This window comes from Stenotrophomonas sp. PS02297, assembly GCF_029959705.1.
Lineage (GTDB): Bacteria > Pseudomonadota > Gammaproteobacteria > Xanthomonadales > Xanthomonadaceae > Stenotrophomonas > Stenotrophomonas nitritireducens.
Genome location: NZ_JASCOS010000016.1, coordinates 17106 through 41960, shown reverse-complemented (window position 1 = coordinate 41960; position 24855 = coordinate 17106). Strand labels below are relative to the sequence as shown.

At 68.7% G+C, this 24855-nt stretch carries 20 protein-coding genes and 1 pseudogene; 11 read left to right on the top strand and 10 right to left on the bottom strand.

Annotated features, from left to right (window positions below; genetic code table 11):
• Positions 1-17: 17 nt before the first annotated feature.
• The 5 genes from QMX80_RS05940 to QMX80_RS05920 all read right to left on the bottom strand — a co-directional run bounded on the left by QMX80_RS05940 (position 18) and on the right by QMX80_RS05920 (position 5942).
• Positions 18-1007, bottom strand: a complete 990-nt coding sequence (locus tag QMX80_RS05940; RefSeq protein WP_055772740.1) for a MoxR family ATPase — start codon at positions 1005-1007, stop codon at positions 18-20.
• 16 nt (positions 1008-1023) lie between these two features.
• Positions 1024-1698 carry a DUF4159 domain-containing protein gene (locus QMX80_RS05935; protein WP_327083315.1) on the bottom strand — a complete coding sequence of 225 codons (675 nt, stop codon included), beginning with the start codon at positions 1696-1698 and terminating at the stop codon, positions 1024-1026.
• A 174-nt stretch (positions 1699-1872) separates the two neighbouring features.
• Positions 1873-3207, bottom strand: coding sequence for a TldD/PmbA family protein (locus QMX80_RS05930; RefSeq protein WP_055772743.1), 1335 nt, complete (start codon positions 3205-3207; stop codon positions 1873-1875).
• Between the two features lie 22 nt (positions 3208-3229).
• Positions 3230-4864, bottom strand: a complete 1635-nt coding sequence (locus QMX80_RS05925; RefSeq protein WP_273084711.1) for a TldD/PmbA family protein — start codon at positions 4862-4864, stop codon at positions 3230-3232.
• A 178-nt stretch (positions 4865-5042) separates the two neighbouring features.
• Positions 5043-5942 carry a LysR family transcriptional regulator gene (locus tag QMX80_RS05920; protein WP_282275866.1) on the bottom strand — a complete coding sequence of 300 codons (900 nt, stop codon included), beginning with the start codon at positions 5940-5942 and terminating at the stop codon, positions 5043-5045.
• A gap of 103 nt (positions 5943-6045) precedes the next feature.
• Here QMX80_RS05920 and QMX80_RS05915 point away from each other — a divergent pair, with 103 nt between their 5' ends.
• Positions 6046-6819, top strand: coding sequence for an SDR family oxidoreductase (locus QMX80_RS05915; protein ID WP_055772750.1), 774 nt, complete (start codon positions 6046-6048; stop codon positions 6817-6819).
• Positions 6820-6939: 120 nt separating this feature from the next.
• On the opposite strand, the gene QMX80_RS05910 is transcribed toward QMX80_RS05915, so the two are convergent.
• Positions 6940-8568, bottom strand: coding sequence for a TldD/PmbA family protein (locus QMX80_RS05910; protein ID WP_282275865.1), 1629 nt, complete (start codon positions 8566-8568; stop codon positions 6940-6942).
• 150 nt (positions 8569-8718) lie between these two features.
• Here QMX80_RS05910 and QMX80_RS05905 point away from each other — a divergent pair, with 150 nt between their 5' ends.
• Both QMX80_RS05905 and QMX80_RS05900 read left to right on the top strand, forming a co-directional pair.
• The gene (locus QMX80_RS05905) at positions 8719-9363 is read left to right on the top strand and encodes a DUF938 domain-containing protein (RefSeq protein ID WP_282275864.1); all 645 of its coding nucleotides are present in this window, start codon (positions 8719-8721) and stop codon (positions 9361-9363) included.
• A gap of 34 nt (positions 9364-9397) precedes the next feature.
• Entirely contained in the window at positions 9398-11296 is a 1899-nt protein-coding gene (locus QMX80_RS05900; RefSeq protein WP_282275863.1) for a peptidase M61, read from the top strand.
• Between the two features lie 53 nt (positions 11297-11349).
• On the opposite strand, the gene QMX80_RS05895 is transcribed toward QMX80_RS05900, so the two are convergent.
• From QMX80_RS05895 to QMX80_RS05885, 3 genes are all read right to left on the bottom strand, one after another.
• Positions 11350-12630: a type II toxin-antitoxin system HipA family toxin gene (locus QMX80_RS05895; protein WP_282275861.1), complete on the bottom strand. Its 1281-nt coding sequence runs from the start codon at positions 12628-12630 to the stop codon at positions 11350-11352.
• Positions 12630-13097 (bottom strand): type II toxin-antitoxin system Y4mF family antitoxin, encoded by a 468-nt coding sequence (locus QMX80_RS05890; protein WP_282275859.1) that lies wholly within the window; start codon positions 13095-13097, stop codon positions 12630-12632. Before QMX80_RS05890 ends, QMX80_RS05895 begins: the two co-directional genes overlap by 1 nt.
• 124 nt (positions 13098-13221) lie before the next feature.
• Positions 13222-16932 (bottom strand): indolepyruvate ferredoxin oxidoreductase family protein, encoded by a 3711-nt coding sequence (locus QMX80_RS05885; protein WP_282275858.1) that lies wholly within the window; start codon positions 16930-16932, stop codon positions 13222-13224.
• Positions 16933-17114: 182 nt separating this feature from the next.
• Between QMX80_RS05885 and QMX80_RS05880 the strand changes: the two genes are divergently transcribed.
• On the top strand, positions 17115-17753 hold the full coding sequence (locus tag QMX80_RS05880) for a tetratricopeptide repeat protein (RefSeq protein WP_273084729.1): 639 nt from the start codon (positions 17115-17117) through the stop codon (positions 17751-17753).
• A gap of 221 nt (positions 17754-17974) precedes the next feature.
• Here QMX80_RS05880 and QMX80_RS05875 read toward each other — a convergent pair whose 3' ends face one another.
• Complete coding sequence (locus tag QMX80_RS05875; RefSeq protein WP_282275856.1) at positions 17975-19456, bottom strand: AAA family ATPase; 1482 nt, start codon at positions 19454-19456, stop codon at positions 17975-17977.
• Between the two features lie 187 nt (positions 19457-19643).
• Between QMX80_RS05875 and QMX80_RS05870 the strand changes: the two genes are divergently transcribed.
• The 7 genes and pseudogenes from QMX80_RS05870 (at position 19644) to QMX80_RS05840 (ending at position 24771) form a co-directional block, all read left to right on the top strand.
• Positions 19644-20276: a ParA family protein gene (locus QMX80_RS05870; protein ID WP_282275854.1), complete on the top strand. Its 633-nt coding sequence runs from the start codon at positions 19644-19646 to the stop codon at positions 20274-20276.
• A 20-nt stretch (positions 20277-20296) separates the two neighbouring features.
• The gene (locus QMX80_RS05865; protein ID WP_055772772.1) at positions 20297-20773 is read left to right on the top strand and encodes a histidine phosphatase family protein; all 477 of its coding nucleotides are present in this window, start codon (positions 20297-20299) and stop codon (positions 20771-20773) included.
• A gap of 170 nt (positions 20774-20943) precedes the next feature.
• Complete coding sequence (locus QMX80_RS05860; protein WP_055772775.1) at positions 20944-21513, top strand: YceI family protein; 570 nt, start codon at positions 20944-20946, stop codon at positions 21511-21513.
• On the top strand, positions 21510-23465 hold the full coding sequence (locus QMX80_RS05855) for a phospholipase D family protein (RefSeq protein ID WP_282275848.1): 1956 nt from the start codon (positions 21510-21512) through the stop codon (positions 23463-23465). Before QMX80_RS05860 ends, QMX80_RS05855 begins: the two co-directional genes overlap by 4 nt.
• Before the next feature lie 70 nt (positions 23466-23535).
• A complete protein-coding gene (locus tag QMX80_RS05850; RefSeq protein ID WP_055772782.1) occupies positions 23536-23748 on the top strand; it encodes a DUF2945 domain-containing protein in 213 nt (70 codons plus the stop codon).
• A 1-nt stretch (position 23749) separates the two neighbouring features.
• Positions 23750-24296, top strand: a pseudogene (locus QMX80_RS05845) (DUF488 domain-containing protein).
• A 55-nt stretch (positions 24297-24351) separates the two neighbouring features.
• Positions 24352-24771 carry a hotdog fold thioesterase gene (locus QMX80_RS05840; protein ID WP_055773101.1) on the top strand — a complete coding sequence of 140 codons (420 nt, stop codon included), beginning with the start codon at positions 24352-24354 and terminating at the stop codon, positions 24769-24771.
• Positions 24772-24855 lie beyond the last annotated feature (84 nt).

Here is a 24855-nt window from a genome sequence, read left to right as displayed (position 1 = left end):
CGAATGCAGAGGACGGGTCAGGCCGGGTACGGCACCGCGCGCAGCAGCGCGGCGATCACGTCGTCGGCGCTCTTCTGCTCGGCCTCGGCGGCGAAGGACAGCAGCAGGCGATGGCGCATCACCGGCGCGGCCAGCGCCTGCACGTCCTCGCGGGTGGCGGCGAAGCGGCCGTGCAGCAGGGCGCGGGCCTTCGACGCCAGCACCAGCGACTGCCCGGCGCGCGGGCCGGCGCCCCATTTGATCCAGTTGTTCACCTCGGCCGGTGCTCCATCGCCCGGGCGGCTGGCGCGCACCAGCCGGGTGATCCAGGTCAGCAGGTCGGCGCCGATGTGCACGTCGCGTACCGCGGCCTGCAGCGCCTTCACCGCCTCGGCATCCATCACCTTCGGCACGGCGCCACCGCTGCTGCCGGTGGTCTGCGCGAGGATGTCGCGCTCTTCGGCCTCGCTGGGGTAGTCCACGCGCACGTGCAGCAGGAAGCGGTCCAGCTGCGCTTCCGGCAACGGGTAGGTGCCGGCCTGCTCGATCGGGTTCTGCGTGGCCAGCACGAAGAACGGGGAGGGCAAGGTGTAGGTGGTGCCGGCGTAGCTGACGGTGCGCTCCTGCATCGCTTCCAGCAGCGCGGCCTGGGTTTTCGGCGGCGTGCGGTTGAGTTCGTCGGCCAGCAGCAGGTTGGTGAAGACCGGGCCCTGCTGGAAGCGGAACGCGCGCTTGCCGGTGCCGTGGTCCTCTTCCAGCAGCTCGGTGCCGAGGATGTCGCTGGGCATCAGGTCGGGGGTGAACTGCACGCGCCGGAACTGCAGTTCCAGCGCCTGGCCGAGCGAGCGCACCAGCAGCGTCTTGCCCAGGCCGGGCGCGCCTTCGAGCAGGCAGTGGCCGCCGGCGAGCAGGCCGATCAGCAGTTGCTCGACCACGTCCTGCTGGCCGACCACCGCCTGGGCCAGCGCGCCGCGCAGTTCGCCCAGGCGGGGCAGCAGGGAATCGAGATCGTGGGCGGGGGCGTTCATGCGGTCACCAGTGGGGTCAATGCGTCAGTGCGTACATCACGATGTTCACGCCGAACTTCGTGTTGTCCTCGGCCAGGAAGCGTTTGTTGCGCCAGTCGTAGTCCCATTCGCAGCCGTAGTCCTTGTTGCTGTAGAGCACGCCCAGGCGGCCGTCGATCTCGATGCCCTTCAGGTAGTCGTGCACCAGGTCGTCGCCCCAGCCGTTCAGTTCGAACGCGGTCGCCGGCGGGCCTTCGGGGAATTTGAAGAAGCTGTTGTACAGCGCGTGGGTGTTGGGCAGCTTCTTCAGTGCGTTGGCACCGAAGATGCTGCGCATCTGCGCCTCGAACGAGGTGGCGAACAGGCCGTCGATGTCGTGGTTGCAGTCGTCCACCAGCACGAAGCCGCCGTTGCGCACGTAGCGCTCGAAGTTGCGGCGTTCGTCGGGATTGAACTCGACCAGCTTGTGTCCGGCCAGGTAGCAGAACGGCGCGCGCAGCATCTTGGGGTCGGACAGGGCGAGGACGTGTTCGGTCGGATCCACGCGCAGCGTGGTGTAGTCGATCAGCGAGGTGATCAGGTTGGACGGCATGCGCGCGTCCACGTCCCAGTCGCCGGAGTCGTACTTGAGGCGGGTGAACCAGAAGTCGTAGCGGCTGGCCTGGGCGCCCGCCCGCCCGGGCAATGCGGCCGCCACCGCGCCGCCGAGCAGCAGGTGGAGGAATTGCGCGCGCGTTAGCCGGGACTGGGACAAGACAGGAGCGGTCTCTGGGGCACGGAACCCCCCCTCCCGTGGGAGAGGGGTCGCGGAGAGGGCCGGGGCTGCGCCCGGACCCTCATCCGCCCTTCGGGTCCCTTCTTCCGGAGGGAGAAGGGAAAGGCAGGGTCACACCGCGTCGGACAGCGAGGTGAAGGTGAAATCGCGCAGCTTCATCGGCGGGATCATCATCACGTAGCTGGATTCGTCGCCGGCCACGCGCACCGGCTTGCCCAGCTCGTCGATGTTGTTGAGCATGATCACCGGCGATTCGTTGAAGCGGAAGTTCTTCACCGGGTGCTTGATCTGGCCGTTCTCGATGTAGAAGGTGCCGTCGCGGGTCAGGCCGGTCAGCAGCACGGTCTGCGGATCGACCATGCGGATGTACCAGGTGCGGGTGAGCAGGATGCCCTTCTGCGTGCCCTTCACCAGCTCGGCGATGGACTTGCTGCCGCCGCTCATCAGCAGGTTGCCGGGCCGCGCGTTGGCGGTCTTGCCCTGCTTCTGCGCCCAGTAGCGCGAGTAGTTAAGGTTCATCACCTTGCCGTTCTCGATGATGGCGATGCGCTCGCGCGGCGTGCCCTCGCCGTCCCACGGCAGCACCGGCGCGTCCGGGTGCCACGGGTCGGCGAACATGTTCACCTGCGGGTCGTAGACCTGCTCGCCGAGCTTGTTGCCGCCGCCCTTCTTGGACAGGAAGCTGCGGCCTTCGTCGGCGGAGCGGGCATCGAAGAAGTTCATCATGAAGCTGATCAGGCCGGCGGCGGCGGCCGGTTCCAGGATCACCGTGTACTTGCCCGGCTCCAGCGCCTTGGCTTCGGCCGATTCGATCGCCTTGCGCTTGGCGATCTCGATTTCCTGCTCGGCATGGAAGTCGGACGCGTCCTTCAGGTTGCGGCCGACCCAGCCCGAACCGCGGCCGTCTTCGGTGCGCACGGTGCAGGTGTAATCGAAGGAGGTGTTCTGCTGGTAGCCGAAGTTGCCCTTGCTGTTGGCGATGGCGACGAAGCCGCGGCTGTCCTCGAGGAAGCCGGCGGCGATCAGCCCGTGGCCGCGGCACGGCGTGATCGAGTCGGCGGCGACCTTGGCGCGGAACTCCGGATCGATGGCGGCGGTGGAGGCGCTGAAGGTCGGGCTCGGCTTGTATTCCTGCTTGCCGATGATCGGCATGAACTCCGGGTTCTCCGGCGCCAGCCGGGCCAGGTCCTCGGCGCGGCGCACCACGCGCTCCAGCGAGGCGTCGTCGAACTCGTTGATCGAGGCGGTGCCCACGCGCTTGCCGAAGGCGACCTGCACCGCCAGCTCGGCGTTGTTGACCATGCCGCTGGTGGAGACGTTGTTCAGCGCGAAGCGGATGTTGCCGTCGATGGAGCCGGCCAGCGTCGCGGTGCATTCGTCGGCCTTGGACAGCGCGATGACCTTGTCCAGGATGGCCTTGGCTTCCTGTTCGGTGAAGATGCTCATTGCTCAAGAACTCCTTGGACGGTCAGCCGAGGCTGCGTGCGGTATTGATGACGTTGATGCCGTCGAAACGGGCGGTGGAAGAGCCGTGCGACACCGCCGAGACCTGGCCCGGCTGGCCCTTGCCGTCGAAGAACGAGCCGCCCAGGCGGTAGTCGCGTTCGTCGGCCACGGCGCTGCAGGCGTTCCAGAATTCCGGCGTGCGGATCTGGTAGGCCACGTCCTCCAGCATGCGGGTGATCTTGCCGTCCTTGATCTCGTAGAACAGCTGGCCGCCGAACTGGGCGTTGTAGCGCTGCTGGTCGATCGAGAACGAGCCGTCGCCGATGATGTAGATGCCGTTCTCCACGTCCTTGATCAGGTCGGCCACGCTCAGCGGGGTCTTGCCCGGCGCCATCGAGACGTTGGCCATGCGCTGGAACTGCACGCTCGACCACGAATCGGCATAGCAGCAGCCATCGGACTCGGTCTTGCCGAGGATGTGGGCCTGGTCGCGGATGGCCTGGTAGTCGACCAGCTTGCCGTCGGTGATCAGCGGCCAGCGCTTGGTCTTGACGCCTTCGTCGTCGTAGCCGACCGCGCCGAGGCTGCCCGGCTGGACCTTGTCGGCGAAGATGTTGACCTTGTCGCTGCCGTACTGGAAATGCTCTTCGCGCTTGTCCAGGGTGGCGAAGCTGGTGCCGGCGTAGTTGGCCTCGTAGCCGAGCACGCGGTCCAGTTCCAGCGGGTGGCCGACCGATTCGTGGATCGTCAGCCAGGTGTGCGAGGGGTCCAGCACCAGGTCGTACTTGCCCGGCTTGACCGACGGCGCCTTGAGCTTTTCCTGCGCCTGCTTGGCCGCGGCGATGGCGTCCTCGCGCATGTCGTAGGACAGGCCGTAGTTGACCACGCCGTTGGGCGAGACGAATTTCTGGCCGGCGTCGCCGTCCAGGTACTCGAAGCCCATGCCCATCGGCGAGGACAAGCCGTCGCGGGTGCGGAACTTGCCGCTGGCCTTGTCGATGGCGGTCACCGACATCGGCGCCCAGATGCGGTGCACGTCCTGGTCGATGTAGGAACCGTCGGTGGAGGCGAAGTACTTCTGCTCGTTGACCAGGAACAGCATCGAGTTGACGAAGCTGGCGCCGGCGGACAGCGCGGCGGCGTTCACGCCCAGCAGCAGGTCGGCCTTGTCCTTGATCGGCACTTCCATCGCGTTCTTCTTGATCGGCGTGCGCCAGCTGACCTCGCCGAAGCCCGGCGCCTTGGCGAACTGGACCGGCGCGGTCTGCACCTTGGCGTTGGCCTTGGCGATGGCGGCGGCCTGCTGCGCGGCCTTGACCACGCCGGCCGGGCTCAGATCGTTGGTCGCGGCGAAGCCCCAGGCACCACCCGCGATCACGCGGATGCCGGCACCGGTGGATTCGGTGTTGACCACGTTCTGCACCTTGTCTTCGCGGGTGATCACGAACTGGCGCAGGTAGCGGCCGATGCGCACATCGCAGTACGTGGCGCCTGCCGCGCGCGCGGCATTCATCGCATCGTCGGCCAGGCGCTTCTTCAACGCCGGGTCGATCGCGCTGAGCAACTGTTCGGCGGCGATGGCCTTGCCGAAGAACGACGGCACCATCAGGCCGCCCGCGGTAAGCCCGGTCAGGGCGAGGAAGTCACGTCTATGCAAGGCTGCTCTCCAAGGGCACGGCCCGCGCGGCGGGCGTTACGGCAACGAACGACGATGGCTTCGCGGTGCTCTGCGAACCGTTCGATTCTTGCGGGGAGGCGTTTGCAGCGGTAGTGACTTTAGACATAGAAACCGCGGGAAGCGCCGGTTCTGCGTTGCGCCCGGGCGCACTGCCCGGCTACCGGACGGCTTCGCCCAGCACCTCCTGCAACCAGGCCACGAACACCTGCAGCCGCTGCGACGGGTGCCGCCGGTGCGGATACAGCAGGTGCATCGGCAGCGGATCGGCGCGATGGCCGGGCATCACTTCGACCAGGGTGCCGTCGGCCAGTTCGCGGCGTACGTCGTATGCCGGAATCTGGATCAGGCCCATCCCGGCGATGCAGCAGGCGATGTAGGCCTCGGCGCTGTTGACGGTGACGCGCCCGCGCAGCGGCTGTTCGTGCAGCACGCCGTCCTCGCGCCACTCCCAGGGTTCGACCCGGCCGTTGCCGGGCGAGGCGTAGCGCACGCCCCAATGGTCGGGCAGTTGTCGGGGATGGGCGGGGGTGCCGTGCGCGGCGAGGTATCCGGCGCTGGCCACGTTGACCAGCGGCAGCTGGCCGAGGCCGCGCGCCACCAGCCGCGAATCCTGCAGCGGGCCGACCCGCAGCGCGCAGTCCACGCCATCCTCGACCAGATCGACGGTGCGGTCGGTCATGCCCAGCTCGACGTCGATCCCCGGATGCGCGTCGAGGAAGCGCGGCAGCGCCGGCGCCAGGATCAGGCGGCCGATGCGGCCGGGTACGTCCACCCGCAGGCGGCCGCTCAGCGCATGCGGCGCCTGCCGGAACAGCTGCTCGGCCTCGTCCATGTCGGCGATCAGCTGCTGGCAGCGGGCGTGGAACAGCAGCCCGTCCTGGGTCGGGGTGACCTGGCGGGTGGTGCGGTGGAGCAGGCGCGTGCCCAGCCGCTGCTCCAGCGTGCGGACCGCCTCGGAAACAGTGGAGCGCGGCAGGTTCAGCTGGTCGGCGGCGCGGGTGAAGCCGGCGCAGTCCACCACGCGGACGAAGATGCGGCACAGCTCGATGCGGTCCATGGCGATTGTCCGGGATATCCGACAAGTGAAGTCAGGATGGCTGGCTTTATCCGGAATTCCAAGCCGATAGCCTCTGTGGGCATTCCAGCCACGGGAGTTCGCCATGACCGACCACCGCATCCACGGCAAGACCGCCCTCATCGCCGGCGGCGCCAAGAACCTGGGCGGCCTGCTCGCCCACGACCTCGCCGCGCACGGCGCCAGCGGCATCGCCATCCACTACAACAGCCTGGCCACCCGCGGCCAGGCCGAGGCGACCGCGGCCGCGGTGCGTGCCGCCGGCAGCAACGCGCACCTGTTCCAGGCCGACCTGACCCGCGCCGGGGCGGTCGAGAAACTGTTCGCCGACGCCCGCCAGGCGCTGGGCCGCATCGACATCGCGGTCAATACCGTCGGCAAGGTGCTGAAGAAGCCGATGGCCGAGATCGGCGAAGCCGAGTTCGACGAGATGGACGCGGTGAACAACAAGGCCGCGTTCTTCTTCCTGAAGGAAGCCGGCCGCCAGCTCGCCGACAACGGCAGGATCTGCACGCTGGTGACCTCGCTGCTGGGCGCGTTCACCCCGTTCTATTCCAGCTACGCCGGCACCAAGGCGCCGGTGGAGCACTACACGCGCGCGGCGGCCAAGGAGTTCGGCGGGCGCGGCATCTCGGTGACCGCGATCGGCCCGGGACCGATGGATACCCCGTTCTTCTACCCGGCCGAGGGCGCCGACGCGGTGGCCTACCACAAGACCGCGGCGGCGCTGTCGCCGTTCTCGCGCACCGGCCTGACCGACATCGAGGACATCGTGCCGTGGATACGCTTCCTGGTATCCGAGGGCTGGTGGATGACCGGGCAGACCATCCTGGTCAACGGCGGGTATACGACGCGCTGAGGCCGTTGCCCGTTTCCCCGGGAAGCCGGCCGGGCAGGCATGCCCGGCTGCGCGGGAGGCAAGCGGCTCCTGTGCGCTGCGGTGGCAGCGCGCACGGGGCGATGAAGGCTCTTCCCGCCCTTATCCCAGCGACCGCGCCGTATTGATGATGTTCACCCCGTCGAAGCGCGTGGTCGCCGAGCCGTGCGACACCGCCGAAACCTGGCCCGGCTGGCCCTTGCCGTCGAAGAACGAGCCGCCGAGGCGGAAATCGCGTTCGTCGCAGATGGCCGAGCAGGCGTTCCAGAATTCCGGGGTGCGGATCTGGTAGGCGGCATCCTCGACCATGCCGGTGATCTCGCCGTTTTTGATCTGGTAGCAGAGCTGGCCGCCGAACTGCGCGTTGTAGCGCTGCTGGTCGATGGAGTACGAGCCGCGGCCGTGGATGTAGATGCCGTTCTCCACGTCCTTGACCATCTGCGCCGGGGTCAGCGGCGCCTTGCCCGGTGCCAGCGACACGTTGGCCATGCGCTGGAACTGCACGCTCTTCCACGAATCGGCGTAACTGCAGCCGTGCGAGGCGCTCTCGCCGAGGATATGCACCTCGTCGCGGGTGGCCTGGTAGTTGACCAGGACGCCGTCCTTCACCAGGTCCCAGCGCCGGCACTTCACGCCCTCGTCGTCGTAGCCCACCGCGCCCAGGCTGTAGGGCTGGGTCTTGTCGGCGGTGAAGTTGACGATGTCGCTGCCCCAGCGGAAGCCGGCATCGCGCTTGTCCAGCGTGGCGAAGCTGGTGCCGGCGTAGTTGGCCTCGTAGCCGAGCACGCGGTCCAGCTCCAGCGGGTGGCCGACGTTCTCGTGGATGGTCAGGAACAGGTTGGACGGGTCCAGCACCAGGTCGTACTTGCCCGGCTTCACCGACGGCGCCCTGAGCTTCTCCTGCGCCTGCTTCGCCGCGGCGATGGCGTCTTCCACCGGGTCGTAGGAGTGGCCGTAGCCGATCACTCCGCCGGGCAGGTGGTACTTGCCGGCGGCGTCGCCATCGAGGAATTCCCAGCCCATGCCGGCCGGCGCCGACAGCCCGTTGCGGGTGCGGAACTTGCTGCTGGCGGTGTCGATGGCGGTGGCGGTGAACGGCAGCCAGATGCGGTGCACGTCCTGGTCGATCCACGAACCGTCGCTGGAAGCGAAGTATTTCTGCTCGTTGACCAGGAATAGCTGCGAGTTGATGAAGCTGGCGCCGGCATTGAGCGCAGCAGCGTTTATCGACAGCAGCAGGTCCACCTTGTCCTTGACCGGCACCGCCATCGCGTTGCGCCGGATCGGCGTCTGCCAGCGCACCTCGCCCACGCCGGGCGTGGGCGCCAGCTGCACCGGCCTGGTCTGGATCTTCGCGTTCGCGCGGGCGATGGCCAGCGCCTGCGCCACCGCGGCGGCCACGCCCTGGTCGGTGGACTGGTTGCTGGCGGCGAAGCCCCAGGCGCCGTCGACGATCACGCGGATGCCGACACCGGCCGATTCGCTGTTGGTGACGTTCTGGACCTTGTCCTCGCGGGTGACGATGGCCTGGTTGAGGTAACGGCCGATGCGCACGTCGCAGTAGCTGGCGCCGCCCTTCCTGGCCAGCGCCAGCACGGTATCGGCCAACGCTTTCCTGCGCGCCACGTCGGCCGGCGCCAGCAGCTCTTCGGCGGCGATCAGGCGGGCATTGGGCAGCATCATGCCGGCGAGGCCGAGGCCGGAAAGCGCGAGGAACTGGCGGCGTTGCATGCGGGACTCCATGGGCGTGGCGATGCGGGCATCGCGCGGGACCCCCGAATCTCGGCCGTGGCGCGGTGCGGGCACAAGTGACCATGGTCATGCGTGGCGCGGACCGGCCCTGCGGCACAATCCCACCGCTCACGAAAGAAGCCCGCCGCGATGACCGCCAAGCCCCACGCCGAATCCTGCGACCGCAACCGCGAACCGATCCTGGCGGTGCTGCGGCGCCACCTCGGCGCTGCGCGCAATGTGCTGGAGATCGGCAGCGGCACCGGCCAGCACGCGGTGCATTTCGCCGCGGCGATGCCGTGGCTGCGCTGGCAGGCCAGCGACCACCGCGACCACCTGCCCGGCATCGGCCGATGGCTGGACGAGGCCGCGCTGCCCAACACGCCGCCGGCGCTGGAACTGCAGGCGGTCGTGGGCGAAGGACTGCAGCCCGCGCCACCGCTGCCGGTCGTCGACGGCGTGGCCGGCTTCGATGCGGTGTTCACCGCCAACACCCTGCACATCATGGGCTGGGAGGAGGTGCAGGCGCTGTTCGCCGGGCTGCCGTCGCTGATGGCGCCGGGGGCGCTGTTCATCGCCTATGGGCCATTCAACTACGACGGCGACTTCAGCAGCGACAGCAACCGCATCTTCGATGGCTGGCTGAAGGCGCGCGATCCGCGCTCGGGCATCCGTGGTTTCGAGGCGGTGGACGCCCTGGCCCGCGCGCAAGAGCTGGAGCTGCGCGAGGACGTGGCGATGCCGGCCAACAACCGCACCTTGGTCTGGCGGCGGACGCCGGTGCGGACCGGCTAGGATGCGGAAACTTCAACGCGGGGCAGGTGGACGGATGCAGGGGCGCAACTGGTTGTTGGCAATGGTGCTGGGCATGGCGCCGCTGGCGTGCGCGCAGGCGCAGGACGGCGCCGCGCGGCAGGCGGCGATGCAGGTGCAGGCCCGCTATCCGGGCGTGATCGAACTGGAGGTGGATGCCAGCGACATCGAGCGCCGCATCCAGCGCGTGCGCGAACGCATCCCGGTGGCGCCAGGCCCATTGACCCTGTGGTATCCGCAGTGGATCCCCGGCAACCACGCGCCGACCGGGCCGATCAACCAGATGGCCGGGCTGCTGATACGCGGCAATGGCCAGCCCCTGCATTGGACCCGCGATGCCGGCGACATGTACGCCTTCAACCTGCAGGTGCCCGAAGGCGTGGACATGCTGGACATCGAGTTCCAGTACCTCTCGCCGACCGCCGCCGACCAGGGCCGGGTGGCGATGACGCCCAACCTGCTCGACCTGCAGTGGCACCGCGTGGTGCTGTATCCGGCCGGTTTCGATGCGCGCGGCATCCAGGTGAAGCCGGCGCTGCGCCTGCCCGAGGGCTGGCGCAGCGGCACGGCGCTGGACGTCGCCCAGCGCAGCGGTGCCACCGAACACTACGCACCAGTGTCGCTGATGACGCTGATCGACTCGCCGGTCTATGCCGGGCGCTGGTTCAAGCGCTTCGCCCTCGACGACAAGGCCGCGCAGCCGGTATGGCTGGACGTGGTGGCCGAGAACCCGCAGGCGCTGCAGGCCGACCCGAAGGTGCTGGACGCGCACCGCGCGCTGGTGCATGAGGCCGACAAGGTGTTCGGTCCGCGCCCCTACACGCGCTACGACTTCCTGCTGGCGGTGTCGGACGTGTTCAGCGGCATCGGCCTGGAGCACGCGCAGTCCAGCGAGAACGGCATGCACGACGGCTACCTGCGCGGCGAGCGTCCCTACGCCGACAACGACCTGCTGCCGCACGAGTACACCCATGCGTGGATCGGCAAGGCCTGGCGCCCGCGCCCGACCTGGGTGCCGCACTACAACGCGCCGATGCACAACGACGAGTTGTGGATGTACGAGGGCCAGACCCAGTACTGGGCGGTGGTGCTGGCCGCGCGCTCGGGCCTGTGGAACCACGATTACGCGATGGCGATGCTGGCGCAGCTGCAGGCCAACTACGCCACCCAGCCGGGGCGGCAGTGGCGCGACCTGCACGACACCGTCCACCAGGGCATCCTCGATTTCAATTCGAAACCGCAGGCCTGGGCCGACTGGCAGCGCGCCTTCGAGTTCTACAACGAGAGCACCCTGCTGTGGCTGGGCGTGGACGCGCGGCTGCGCAGCCTGTCGAAGGGCAAGGTGACGCTGGACGATTTCGCCAAGCGTTTCCACCAGGGTGGCAAGCAGGGCGAGATCCGCCTGTACGACCGCGCTGACGTTATGCAGGGACTGGAAGCGGTGCAACCCGGCGGCTGGGACGCGTTCATCGGCAAGCGCCTGGATGCGCGCGACGGCGGCGCGCCGGACGGCCTGGAAGCCGCGGGCTGGGAGCTGTACTACAGCGAGGCGCCGAACCTGGTGGTCGCCGACGGCGAGGCCGACGGCCTGACCGACCTGCAGTACTCGCTGGGCCTGAAGGCCGGCAGCGATGGCGTGCTGCAGTCGGTCGGCTGGGACAGTCCCGCGTTCAAGGCGGGACTGGCCAAGGACGTCACCGTGGTGGCGGTCAACGGCCTGGCTTACAGCGGCGCGCGCCTGAAGCAGGCGGTGACCGACGCCAAGGGCGGCACGCCGGTCGAACTGATCGTGCGCCAGGCCGACAGCTTCCGCACCGTGCGCATCGACTACCGCGACGGCCTGCGCTACCCGCACCTGCGCCGCATCGCCGGCCGCGCGGATCTGCTGACGAAGATTCTTGCGCCGCGGCGTTGAGGTTGCCGTGGCATGAAGCGCCCCGCAGTGCAGTGCGGGGCGCCTGTATGCCGTCAGCTGGCCTGGAACTTTGCCAGGCAGCGTTCGCAGGACAGCTGGATTTCGTGCAGCAACCGGTCGATTACCGGATGGACGATTCCTTCGTCCTGCAGTTGCCTGCGTACCTGCTGCGCCGCTTCGGGAAGCAGCAGGCACATGGCGGCAAGCGCATCCAATGCCCATACCGGTTCCAGCCGCAAGCGGGCGGCAGTCGCCTGCCAGTCTTCCGGGCGGATATCCCACCAGCGGTAGTGGTTGCCAACCTTCATCGCCATCTTGATCTTGCGTTTCTGCAGTTGCGGGTAGGGCAGGGCACTGGAAATGTCGTACAGCGGAGCAAGACGGACGTTGCCGCCGGCGCCGAACAGCAGCGAGTAGTTCTTGGCATGGGCATCCGTGCCGCCGATGAGGTAGTTGAAGGCCACTGCCTGGAACAAGGTCGCCACGTCGTTGCGCGGCTGCGATGAGTGATCCCACAGTACCTTTGCCAGATCGGCCGGCCCCGGCCCACCCTGGCTCTGGTATTTGATCTGGGGCATCACGCCCAGGGCCTGGCAGAAATCCTCCTGATGCACGCGCACCAGATTGCCGTTCATGCGGGCGCGGTCGTAGCGGCTGATGCAGATGGCGGTTTCCCCGTCGATCTCGATCTTCTCTGCCGTGGCGGCCGGCAGGCCGAGTGCCCGTGCCAGCCGTAGACAGAACATCTCGTTCTCGACGAAGCCGTCGTAGTCGCCGCCCGGTGGTTTCAGGATATGGGTGGTGGGGATACGCCCAGCGGGAATGGCCCAACTGCCGTCGTCCTGCTTCAACAGGGCAATCTTGGATTGCGCGCCCGCGAGACTGAATTGCCCGACGTCGTCCACATTGCGCGCCATGCCACCGTCCTGGCGAAGGCGCCGCAGCCGGCCTGCCAGTTCGGCGTTGCTCAGTGGTTCAATCCGGTCGCCGGCGCCTGCCAGGATGCTTTCAAGCCGTTCATCGCCTACGAACTGCACCGCGCCGGCGCAGTCTTCGCCGACGTGGGAGAGCAAGGCCATGGGATTGCGCGGGGAAACATGGAAATGCGAACCCCAGCGCTGCAGCAGGCTCTCGTTGTCGGGAAGCAATCCCCACAGGACGGCGGAGACCGTCTGCGGTGGGAAATCCCGTTGCGTCAGCGGCAGGCTGAGCGAGACGGGGTAGGCGCCGGCGGTGTCGAGCCAGGTATCGGCATAGCGCAGCCTCGGGTTGCCGTCGCCATCGGCTTCCAGCCGTCCGGCGACGCGCCCGGACAACAGGAGCGCCAGCGCCACTATTTCTTCCCCTTCCGGCCGCCGCTCGGCGGTGCCTTGGGGTCGGGTGGCAACCTCTGTTGTTCTTCAGGCGCGGAGTTGAGCCGTGCGCTGTACTTCTTTTGCTGCTTCTCCAATACGGAGAGAGCGGAGGCAGGCTTGCGCAGGGCTTGGAGCCATGAGCCAAATGCATTGTCCGGCCCGGTCCGGCTGTATTCGACGATATGGTCGACGTCTGCAAGGTCCAGCGTCGGGCCTCCGGAGGCTTTGGGGGCTTCGCGGGGGAGGGCATCGAGTTCGATGCCGAGAACATTGAGCGCCCTCAGTACCAGTTGCAGTTCCGCCCTGGGTTTGCCTTTCTCGATTTCGATGATCCATTGCCGGCTGACGCCGGCCTCATGGGCCAGGCGTGCCTGGTCCCAGCCCAGCGCCTTGCGGCGCTGCAGGATCACATTGCCCAGGTCGGCAGGAGTCTTGAGGGCGGCCATGCGGTCCAATGTAAGCGAGTGCTTACATTGAGGCAAATGTAAGCACTCGCTTACATTGGGCGTGCCCAACCCAGCTGAAGCAAGCGTTCGCTGACATTCATGAGTATGTCAGCGAACACATACATCAGGCCGCCTGCACGATATGCAGCGCCTTCGGGTTGCGCCACGTCGCCAGCAGCGCCGCTTCGCGGGCCTTGGCTTCGTGCAGGTGCGCTTCCTTGACGTGGCCGTAGCCGCGGATGTGCTCGGGGATGCTGGCGATGTCCACCGCCAGCGCCAGCCGGCCGGCATCGAGCGTGCCCAGCAGTTCCTGCAGGGTGCGCTCGTAGTCGGCGATCAGCTGGCGCTCGCCACGCCGCTCGGCGGTGTAGCCGAAGACGTCGAAGCGGCCGCCGCGCAGGCCCTTGAGCCTGGCCAGCAGGCCGAAGGCCTTGAACATCCACGGGCCGTATTCCTTCTTCTGCAACCGGCCCTGTTCGTCGCGCTTGGCGAACAACGGCGGCGCCAGGTGGAAACGCACCTGGTAGTCGCCCTCGAACTGCTGCGCCACGCGCTTGATGAAGTCGCCGCTGGTGTACAGGCGGGCCACCTCGTACTCGTCCTTGTAGGCCATCAGCTTGAAGAAATAGCGCGCCACCGCCTCGGTCAGCGCGGTGCTGTCCGGCGCCACGCGCTGCTCGGCCCTGCGCACCGCATCGACCAGCTGCCGGTAGCGGGTGGCGTAGGCGGCATCCTGGTAGTCGATGAGGAAGCCGCTGCGGCGGGCGATCAGTTCGTCCAGCGAACGCGACAGGCGCGCGTCGTCCAGGGTCGGGAAGGTGATGTCGCCCGGGCGCGGGTCGCTGGAGGGCAGGCCGCGCACTTCCGGTTCGTTGCCCGGATTGCGCGGCGCCGACGGCGCGCCGGCCTCGCTGCCTTCCCATTCGCCCGGCGGCAGCTCGCGCAGCGTGCCCGGGGTGCGCTCGGCCTCGGTGGGCGCGTTGCGCACCAGCCCGGCGGCCTGCTGCACCGCCTGCGGGTCGATCGCGGCCAGGCGGCCCCAGGCGAAAGCGCGCTGGTTCATCTCGATGGCGGCGCCGTTGAGTTCGACCGCGCGCATCAGCGCTTCCAGCGACAGCGGCACCAGCCCCTGCTGCCAGGCGAAGCCGAGGATGAACAGGTTCGCGGCGATCGCATCGCCCAGCAGCGCGGTGGCCAGCTGGGTGGCGTCGAGCAGGATCGGGTCGCGCCCGCCCAGCGCCACCTTGACCCCGGCGATGATGTCGGCGGCCGGGAACTGCATGTCCGGGTGCGTGGTGAAGGTGCCCGGCATCGCTTCGTAGGTGTTGAGCACCACCTGCGAACGCTCGCCGCGCACCTTGGACAGAGCCCAGTAGTCGTTGACCACCACCATGTCGCAGCCCAGCACCAGGTCGGCCTCGCCGGCGGCGATGCGCACGGCATGGATGTCGGCCGGGGTGTTGGCGATGCGGATGTGGGTGGTGACCGCGCCGCCCTTCTGCGCCAGACCGGTCTGGTCGAGCACGGTCGCGCCCTTGCCCTCCAGGTGCCCGGCCATGCCCAGCAGCGCGCCGATGGTGACCACGCCGGTGCCGCCGACGCCGGTGATCAGGATGTTCCAGGGCTGGGACAGGTCGCTGCGGAACACCGGGTCGGGCAGGTTGTCGAGCAGGCTGGCGGCACTGCTCTTCTGCCCCTTGCGCAGCTGGCCGCCGTGCACGGTGACGAAGCTCGGGCAGAAGCCGGTGGTGCAGGAGAAGTCCTTGTTGCAGTTGGACTGGTCGATGTCGCGCTTGCGCCCGAACTCGGTTTCCTTCGGCAGCACGGAGACGCAGAAGCTCTTTTCGCCGCAATCGCCGCAGCCTTCGCAGACCAGCGAGTTGATCATGGTGCGCTTGGGCGGATCGACCAGCTTGCCGCGCTTGCGGCGGCGCCGCTTCTCGGTGGCGCAGGTCTGGTCAAAGATCAGGATGCTGGTGCCCTTCACCGTGCGCAGGTGCTGCTGCACCGCGTCCAGCTCGGCGCGGTCGTGGAACTCGACCTCGTGCGGGAACTCGTGGCGGCGCAGCTTCCACTTGGCGATGTCGTCGGACAGCAGCACGATGGTGTGCACGCCCTCCGAATGCATCTGCTGAGCGATCTGCGGCACGGTCAGAGTGCCGTCCACCGGCTGGCCGCCGGTCATCGCCACCGCATCGTTGTAGAGGATCTTGTAGGTGATGTTGACGCCGGCGGCGATCGCCTGGCGGATCGCCAGCGAACCGCTGTGGAAATAGGTGCCGTCGCCGAGGTTCTGGAACACGTGCTCGGTGTCGGTGAACGCCGCCTGCCCGGCCCAGGTGACGCCTTCGCCGCCCATGTGGGTGAAGGTGTCGGTGGCGCGGTCCATCCACGTCACCATGTAGTGGCAGCCGATGCCGGCCAGCGCACGCGAGCCTTCCGGCACCTTGGTGGAGGTGTTGTGCGGGCAGCCGGAGCAGTAATGCGGCACGCGCGGGAACTGCGCGCGCGGCAGCGCCATCTCGGCTTCCTTGACGTCCATCCAGCGCAGGCGTTCTTCAATCGATTCGGTATTGAAGAACCGCTGGATGCGGCGGCCGATCACGCCGGCAATCGTCGCCGGGGTCAGCTCGCCGGTGGACGGCAGGATCCACTCGCCCTGTTCGTCGTACTTGCCGACGATGGACGGGCGCGCACCCCAATTGGCCGGCCAGTTGTAGAAGTATTCCTTCATCTGCCGCTCGATGAAGGCCTTCTTCTCCTCCACCACGACGATGTCTTGCAGGCCGCGGGAGAATTCACCGATGCCCTGCGGCTCCAGCGGCCAGGTCATGCCCACCTTGTAGACGCGGATGCCGATGTCGGCGCAGGCCTTCTCGTCCAGGCCCAGGTATTCCAGCGCCTGCAGCACGTCCAGGTAGCTCTTGCCGGTGGTGACGATGCCCAGCCGCGCCTGCGGCGAATCCATCACCACCTTGTCGATGCCGTTGGCGCGGGCAAACGCCTGCGCGGCCTTCACCGCATAGCGGTGCAGGCGCATTTCCTGCTCCAGCGGCGGGTCCGGCCAGCGGATGTTGAGGCCGGCGGCCGGCATGTCGAAATCTTCCGGCAGGATGATCTGGCGGGCGAACGGGTTGACGTCCACCGAGGCCGAGGACTCCACCGTCTCGGCAATCGTCTTGAAGCCGATCCAGCGGCCGGTGTAGCGGCTCATCGCCCAGCCGACCAGGCCCATGTCGAGGATGTCCTGCACGCCGGCCGGGTTCAGCACCGGCATCATCGCGCTGACGAACTCCTCCTCGCTGCCGTGCGGCAGGGTGGAGCTGCGGCAGGCATGGTCGTCGGCGGCCAGCGCCAGCACGCCGCCGTGTTTCGAGGTACCGGCGGCATTGGCGTGCTTGAACACGTCGCCGCAGCGGTCCACGCCCGGGCCCTTGCCATACCACATGCCGAACACGCCATCGACGTTGGCACCGGGAAACAGGTTGGCCTGCTGCGTACCCCACACCATGGTCGCGCCCAGGTCCTCGTTGAGGCCCGGCACGAACTTCACCCTGGCCGCTTCCAGGTGCCTGCGTGCGCGCCACAGCTCCAGGTCGAAACCACCCAGCGGCGAGCCGCGGTAGCCGCTGACGAAGCCGCCGGTGTTCAACCCGGCCGCCATGTCGCGCTGCTGCTGCATCAGCGGCAGGCGCACCAGGGCCTGCACGCCGCTCAGGTAGATGCGGCCGTCGGTGCGGGTGTATTTGTGCTCCAGCGTGTAATCGGCATCGCGCACGCCGATCAGCGGTGTGTTGGCGGAGGCGGGGGAGGTGAGTTCGGCGGTACTGGTCATGGCTGGCCCATTGCAGGAACGGCTGGCATCGCGGCCGCGCCAGGGCGGCGCGCACGCGGCCGGCGATTGTACCAGCGCGGGTTTTGGCGCCTGCCGCCGCTCCGGCGGGATGGACTCGCGGCCGGCGGGCCGAGCGGTTAGGATCGGATCCTTGCTGGGCGCTGAACGATGGGGATTGCAACATGCAGGTGATAAAGGGCGTGGCTGGCGGCCTGTTGCTGTTGGCCGGCTTGTTCTGTTCGACGGCGTGGGCACAGGGGATGCCGAAGATCGCCGAGTTCTATTTCGATGAAGACACCGCGGCCAAGCCCATCCAGGCGCTGCCGCCGGAACAGGCGGGGCTGGTCGATCAGTTGATGAAACTGCGCGAACGCGGGCGCAGGAGCGTGGACGCCACCGTCCAGCTGGCCGGCATCGCCTACACCGAGGGCCGCACGGATCTGGCGGCCAAGCTCTACCAGGAAGCGCTGGCGGCGGTTTCGGAAAACTCGCTGCAGTCGCGCGGCATCCGCTGGAACCAGGCCTGGGACCTGTATCGCCATGGCGATGCCGAGGGCGCACTGGCGCTGTGGACGCAGGCAGCCAGCGGCACGCGCGGCAACGCCAGCTGGGCGCCGCCGACCCTGGCCCTGGCGCTGTGGACGCTGGATCGCAGGGGCGAGGCGCTGGAATGGTATGCGGCAGCGGTGCGCACCGAGCCGGAGCAGTGGAACACCCCGGCACGCTTCCCGCAGCTGCTGCCGTTGTGGAGCGACGCCGAGCGCGCGCGCCTGGCCGAGGTGCAGCAGGCCTGGGCCGAGAACCCGCCGGCCTGGCCCTGAGCCCTGCGCGATGCCGGCGGGCTCTGGTCCTGCCGGCCGATCATGCCAACTGGGGGCGTCGGCCGCTGTCCGCCTTGGCCGGGAATGCTCCAGCGGGGCTTTGCCCGCTCAACGCGAAGGAGGAGAGCCATGCTCCCGCGGCGTCTGCCGGGGCGTTCGCCGGTGACGCTGCTGTGCGGGACTGTCCCGCGTGACGGACTGGTTGGCTGCGCCTCCGCAGTTCAATCGGCCGACACCGTGCGTCCGTGCGCCCACTCGCGCAGCGCCTGCACCTGCTCGGCCATCAGCACCGACAGCGGCCGCGTATTGCGGATTTCGGCCATCAGCAGGTCGGTGTCCAGCGGCGCGCGCGCCGCATGCGCGGCGTACAGCCCGGCCACCACCGCCTGTTCGATCTCGGCGCCGGAAAAGCCGTCGGCCGCGGCCGCCAGTGCGGGCAGGGCGAAGCCCCCGGCGTCCAGCCCGCGCCTGCCCAGGTGCAGGCGCAGCAGTTCCACGCGGGTGTCGGGCGTGGGCAGGTCGACGAAGAAGATTTCGTCGAAGCGGCCCTTGCGCAGCAGTTCGGCAGGCAGTTCCTGTACCTGGTTGGCGGTGGCGACGATGAACACCGGCCCCTTGCGCTCGGCCATCCAGGTCAGCAGGTAGCCCAGCACCCTGCGCGAGACGCCGCCGTCCTCGCCGCTGCTGGCCAGGCCCTTCTCGATCTCGTCGATCCACAGCACGCACGGCGCCAGCTGCTCGGCCGAGGCCAGCGCATCGCGCAGGTTCTTCTCGGTCTCGCCGTGGTACTTGTTGTAGAGCATGCCGAAATCCAGCCGCAGCAGCGGTACGCCGAAGCCGGCGGCGGTGGCTTTGGCCAGCATCGACTTGCCGCAGCCCTGCACGCCGAGCAGCAGCATGCCGCGCGGCGGATCCAGCCCGGGCGGCGCGTCGCCGGCGACGAACACCGCGCGGCGCTGTTCGATCCAGCGCTTGAGCCGCGCGGCGCCGGCCACGTCGCCGAAGCGCGCGCTGTCGTACTCGTAGTGCAGGTGGCCGCTGCGGTTGAGCAGTTCGAACTTCAGCTTCGCCAGCTGCGGCAGGTCGTCGGCGCGCAGCGCGCCGTCGCTGTAGATCAGCTGGCGGCCGATGCGCCGCGCGTCGGTCAGGCTCAGGCCCTGCAGGTTGCGCAGGATCTGCCGCACCGCCTCCTGGTCCACTTCCACTCTGCGGCCGCCGTTCTCGCCGGCGTAGGCGGCCGCTTCCTCGCGCAGCATCTTCAGCAGCGCGTTGGCGTCGGGCAGGCGCGGGTTGAAGCGGGTGGCCAGCGCTTCCAGTTCGGCCGGCAGCTCCACCTTGGTGCCGACCAGCACCAGCACGTGCGGCTGGCTGTGGCGGCGCTGCACGAGGTCGCGCAGCAGGCGCTGGTGGCTGGCATAGCCCAGGTAGGGGTGGAAATCGAGCAGCAGGTAGATGCCGCGCTGTCCGGCTTCCTGGATCATCCGCAGCGCCGAACTGGCATCGGGCGGGCCGACCGCCTCGTCCTCGCGGTCCATGTCGATGCGGCGCAGGCCTTCGGTGATCGACCAGCGGTACAGCGCACGCCACACGTGCATCAGCGCCTGCCGGAACAGGTCCACGATCCGCGCCTCGTCCGGGGTTTCGATGACGATCAGCGGCGTGTTGGCGCGGATCAGCGCGGTCAGGTCCTGCAGTTCGCTCATGGAGACTCCGGCACGGGCGGTAAAGATAGCAAAGCGCGCCATGCCCGCAGGCGCGCGCCGGCGTTCCCGGCAGAGTCCCTTCGCGCACCACGGGGCGCACGGGCGGCTGCCGTCCTCACGCACCGACTACCGCGGCCGTCGCGCGCCGGTGTACGCTGCGGTCAGTCCCGCGCAAAACGAGGCGTGCATGAAGACGATCCTGGTGGCCGGCTCCAAGGGCGGTGTCGGCAAGACCACCATCGCCACCCATCTGGCCGCGCATTCGGCGCTGGCCGGGCAGGCCACTGTGATCGCCGACGCCGACCCGCAGGGGTCCAGCACGCGCTGGGCGCAACGCCGCGCGGTACTGGACAGCGCCGTGCTGCCGGTGGACGTGCACCGCAAGAAGAACTGGGAAAAGCTCATTCCCGACGACACCGGGCAACTGATCATCGATGCGCCGGCCGGCGCCTATGCCGAGGATCTGGAGCGCTTCCTCGACGCGGCCGACGCCGTCGTGGTGCCGGTGCTGCCCTCGGCGTTGGACATCGAGGCGATAGTCGGCTTCCTGAACAGTCTGGCCAAGGTCAAGCGCGTGCACAGCCGCGCGCTGCCGGTGGGCCTGGTGCTCAACCGCACCAAGCCGTGGACGCAGACGTCGCAGCAGGCGCGGCAGATGCTGGCGCAATGGCCGTACGAGGTCGTCGCGCAGCTGCGCGACAGCCAGAGCTACGTGGTCATGGTCGGCCTGGGCCGCAGCCTGTTCGATTACCACTCCGCCCAGGTCCGCGAACACCAGCAGGACTGGGAGCCGCTTCTGAAATGGTTGAACAAGGTCTGACCCGGAGCTAATGAACCCTCATGCGTGAACTGATTCTGCTGCGACATGCCCACGCCGAGCCGGCCGACAATGGCCTGGCCGACATCGACCGTCCGCTTTCCCCGCATGGCCTGGCCGAGGCCGAGGCAGCCGGCCGCTGGCTGCAGGAGCAGCGGCTGGTGCCGGACCGGGTGCTGTGCTCGCCGGCGCGGCGCGCGCGCGAAACGCTGGAGGCGGTGCTGTCGCTGACCGGCTACGTCGAGCAGCGGCTGGAAGAGCGGATCTACGACGCCACGCCCGGCACCCTCGCCGCGCTGGTGGACGAGCACCGGGAGGTCGAGCGCCTGCTGCTGGTCGGCCACAACCCGGGCATGGAGCGGCTGGTGGCGCTGATGCACAGCGGCCAGTCCGGCGACTACCGTGGCATGCCCACCGCCTCGGTGGCGGTGCTGTCGCTGCCGATGGCGGCGGCCATCGAACCGGGCATCGCCCGCCTGGCCGCGTTCTGGTGGCCCTGAGCACATGGTCGCGGCCCGTCGCGAGCCCCGGCCCGCGGCCCTTGGCCGAGCGCGGGGCGTGCCGGCCGGCATGACCCGGGTGCCCGGACATGCGGAGCGGAGAGTGACCGGGCGTGCTTCCGGGGGCGTGGCGGTACGCCGCCCCAAGGCCGTGGACAGGGGCTGAGCGCATGCGGTGGGTGCGTTGTGGACTGCTGCTGACATGGCTGGCGGCGACGGGCGCGGCATCCGCGGCGCAGCCGCTGCAGTTCGATACCACCCATTCGCGCTTCGGTTTCGAAATACGCACCCGCTTCGGGCAGAAGATCGAGGGCGAGTTTCCGCGCTTCGACGGCTGGATCACGGTGCTGCCCGATGGCCGCCACCAGGTGCGCCTGCGCATGTTCACCCAGTACGTCGAGATTCCGGGAAAGCCGCGCTACACCGGCTGGATGCGCGGCGAGGAATTCTTCGACGCGCAGCGGCACCCGCTGGTCGAGTTCGAGTCCGACCCCTATGAACCGGACATCGTCGAGCGCGGGGGCGACGTGCAGGGGCGATTGACCATCCGCGGCATCAGCCGGCGCGAGGTCCTGCACCTGGAGGAGCCTGAATGCGCACGCCCCGGCTATGATTGCGATCTTGTCAGCCGGGGTACCGTCCTGCGCGGTCGTTACGGCATGGACAGCTGGCAGATCGCCCTGAGTGACCGAGTGACTTTCATACTGCGTACGCGCCTGGTCGGCGCCCCCGAATCGTGAACCTGCTGCTCCGTCTCCTGTTGCTGGGCTCGGCCCTGCTGGCCGGCGGCTGCGTGTCGCTGTCGCCGCAGCAGCGCGAGCGCGCGCAGGGCATCGCCGTGGCCGCCCGCTCCACCGCGCTGGACTGCGACCGCGCCAACCGCTGCGCGCTGGATTCGCCGCTGCGCGCGCTGGGCGCACGGGCCATCGCCGATTCCACTGCCGCCGGCGCGCCGCGGCACTACGCGACGCTGGTGGACGAGGGCGAGCTGTCGCTGGTGGCGCGCCTGAACCTGATCCGCAGCGCCAGCCGCAGCGTCGACCTGCAGACCTACATCTTCGATACCGACGACAGCGCGCGCATGATCATCGATGCGCTGCTGGACGCGGCCCGGCGCGGGGTCAAGGTACGGGTGCTGATCGACCAGCTCTCGGCTATCTCCGACCTGCAGATGCTCGGCGCGCTGTCCGGCGCGCACGCCAACTTCGAGCTGCGCGTCTACAACCCCACCTTCGGCAAGGCCAAGCTCAACTATTTCGACTATGCCGGCAGCGTGCTGTGCTGCTTCCGGCGCTTCAACCAGCGCATGCACAACAAGCTGCTGGTGGTGGACGACGTCATCGGCGTGGTTGGCGGCCGCAATTACCAGGACGACTATTACGACTGGGACAGCGAGTACAACTTCCGCGACCGCGACGTGGTCGTCGCCGGCCCCGAGGCGCGCGCGATGGCGGCCAACTTCCAGGCTTTCTGGGAGGCGCGCCGCAGCGTACCGGCCGAACGCCTCAACGACGTCGGCCGGACCCTGCTGAAGCAGGGTGTGCCGCCACTGCCGGAAGCGCACTTCCGGCGTCCGGAGCGGGTGGCGCGCGCCGCCGCCGAGGCCGCCGACGCGGCGTTCGTCGCCGAGGCCTTCGTCGATGCCGCGCTGCCGGTACGGTCGGTGGCCTATGTCGCCGACCTGCCGCGCAAGCACCGCCGCGAGCAGCCGGTGCAGGCGACCGAGCCGCGGCTGGACGCACTCATCTCCGGCGCGAAGTCCGAAGTGCTGCTGCAGACGCCCTATCTGGTGCTGTCCAAGCCGGCGCAGAAACTGTTCAAGGACCTGCGCGCGCGGCAGGCGCCGCCGCGGGTGGTGGTGTCCACCAACAGCCTGGCGGCGACGGACAACCCGATCGTCTATGCCATGGCCTACAAGTACAAGCGCCGCAACCTGCGCGTGCTGGGCTTCGATGTCTACGAATACAAGCCGTTCCCGCTGGACGCGCCGGTAGCGCCGGCCAACCTGCTGTCCGCGGCGCTGGACGAGGCGCCTGCGCCTGCGCCGGATCGCGTGATCGGCGAGAGCGCGGCCGGCAGCAACGTGCGCGGCAGCGGCTTCGGGCGCCGCGCGGGCGCGGACGGCAGCGAGGTCGAGCGCGAAGTGCTGCGTACCGAGACGCGGCCCTCGTTCCTCGGCAGCAAGGCGGCGAACCGGCCGCTGCCGGTGACCCGGCGCGGCGCGCGCATGGGCCTGCACGCCAAGTCGCTGGTGGTGGACCGCCGCATCGGCGTGGTCGGCACCCACAACTTCGATCCGCGCAGCGAGAACTACAACACCGAAGGCGCGGTGATCATCGACGATCCGGTTTTCGCCGAGCGGCTGGCGCAGAGCATCCTGCGCGACATCGAGCCGGCCAACGCCTGGGTCGTGGCGTCGCGGGAGAAGGCGCCGGTGTTCTCGGGCCTGAACTACAGCCTGGGCAAGGCGTCCGAAGCCCTGCCCATCCTCGATGTCTGGCCGTGGCGCTACGCTACCAACTACGAATTCCAGCCGGGGCCGGAGTGTCCGCTCCCGCTGTCGCGGCACGATCCGGACTTCCGCCGCTGCTATGCGCCGGTGGGCGATTTCCCCGAGGTCGACGTCGGCCCGAAATGGCTGCTGGTGCGCATGCTGACCGCGTTCGGCGCCGGGCTGGTGCCGATCCTGTAGCGCGCATGCACACGGGACGTGGACGCGGCTTCGGCTGCAATGACGACACTTTCCCGCACGGAGACCCGGCATGAGCCACGCTTTCAAAGTCGGCGACCACGTCCGCTGGAATTCCGAGGCCGGCCGCGTCAGCGGCCACGTCATCAAGGTCCATGTCCGCGATACGCCGTACAAGGGCCACATGCACCGCTGCAGCGAGGACGACCCGCAGTACGAGATCCGCAGCGACCGCACCGAGCACATCGCCCTGCATCGCGGCGCGGTGCTGGAGAAGATCGGCTGACATGGCCGGTGTCGCCACGATCTGGACCATCGGCCACTCCACCCGCGACTGGGACGGGTTCCTCGCCCTGCTGGCCGGGTACGGCATCCAGGCCGTGGCCGACGTGCGCCGCTTTCCCGGCTCGCGGCGCTATCCCTGGTTCGCCGGCGAGGCGATGGCCAACACGCTGCCGGTCGCGGGCTTGGATTACCTCTGGCTGCCGCAACTGGGCGGACGCCGCCGCGCGCTGCCGGGCTCGCCCAACCGCGCCTGGCGCAACGCCGCCTTCCAGGGCTATGCCAGACCACCTGGACAGCGTCGAGTTCGCCGAAGGCCTGGCGCTGCTGCTGGAACTGGCCGCGCGCCGCCGCACCGCGCTGATGTGCGCCGAAGCGGTGTGGTGGCGCTGCCACCGCCGCCTGATCGCCGATGTGCTCACCGTGCGCGGCATCGACGTGCTGCACATCCTCGACGCCAGCCATGCGCAGGCACACATGCTGACCGACACCGCGCGCCTGCTCGATGGCCGGCTGGTCTATCCGCCGCCGCAGGACGATCTGTTCGCTTGAACCCGGCCGCGGCGCCGCGCTTTAAACTGACGCCGATTCCACAATGGTCATCGACATGGCTTTCCGCGCACCCGTTTCACTGGACGAACTCAACCGCCTCAGCCGGGGCACCCTGATCGACCACCTCGGCATCGTCTTCACCGGCGCCGGCGAGGACTGGCTGCAGGCGACCATGCCGGTGGACGAGCGTACCCGCCAGCCATATGGCCTGCTTCATGGCGGTGCCTCGGTCGTGCTGGCCGAGACGCTGGGCAGCAGTGCCGGCAACCTGTGCGTGGATACCGCCAGCCAGGTCTGCGTGGGCCTGGAAATCAACGCCAACCATCTGCGCGCGGTCCGCTCCGGCATGGTCACCGGCACCGCCCGTGCGCTGCATGTCGGGCGCACCACCCAGGTCTGGGAAATCCGCATCGAGAACGAGGCCGGCAAGCCGGTATGCATTTCGCGCCTGACCCTGGCGGTGGTGCCGGCCTGAGCGGATGGTGGCGACGGCGCATGGCCGGTGGGAAGTCCGCAGCGGGGCGTCGCCCCGCTCTACACGAAGGCCGGCCACGCGAGC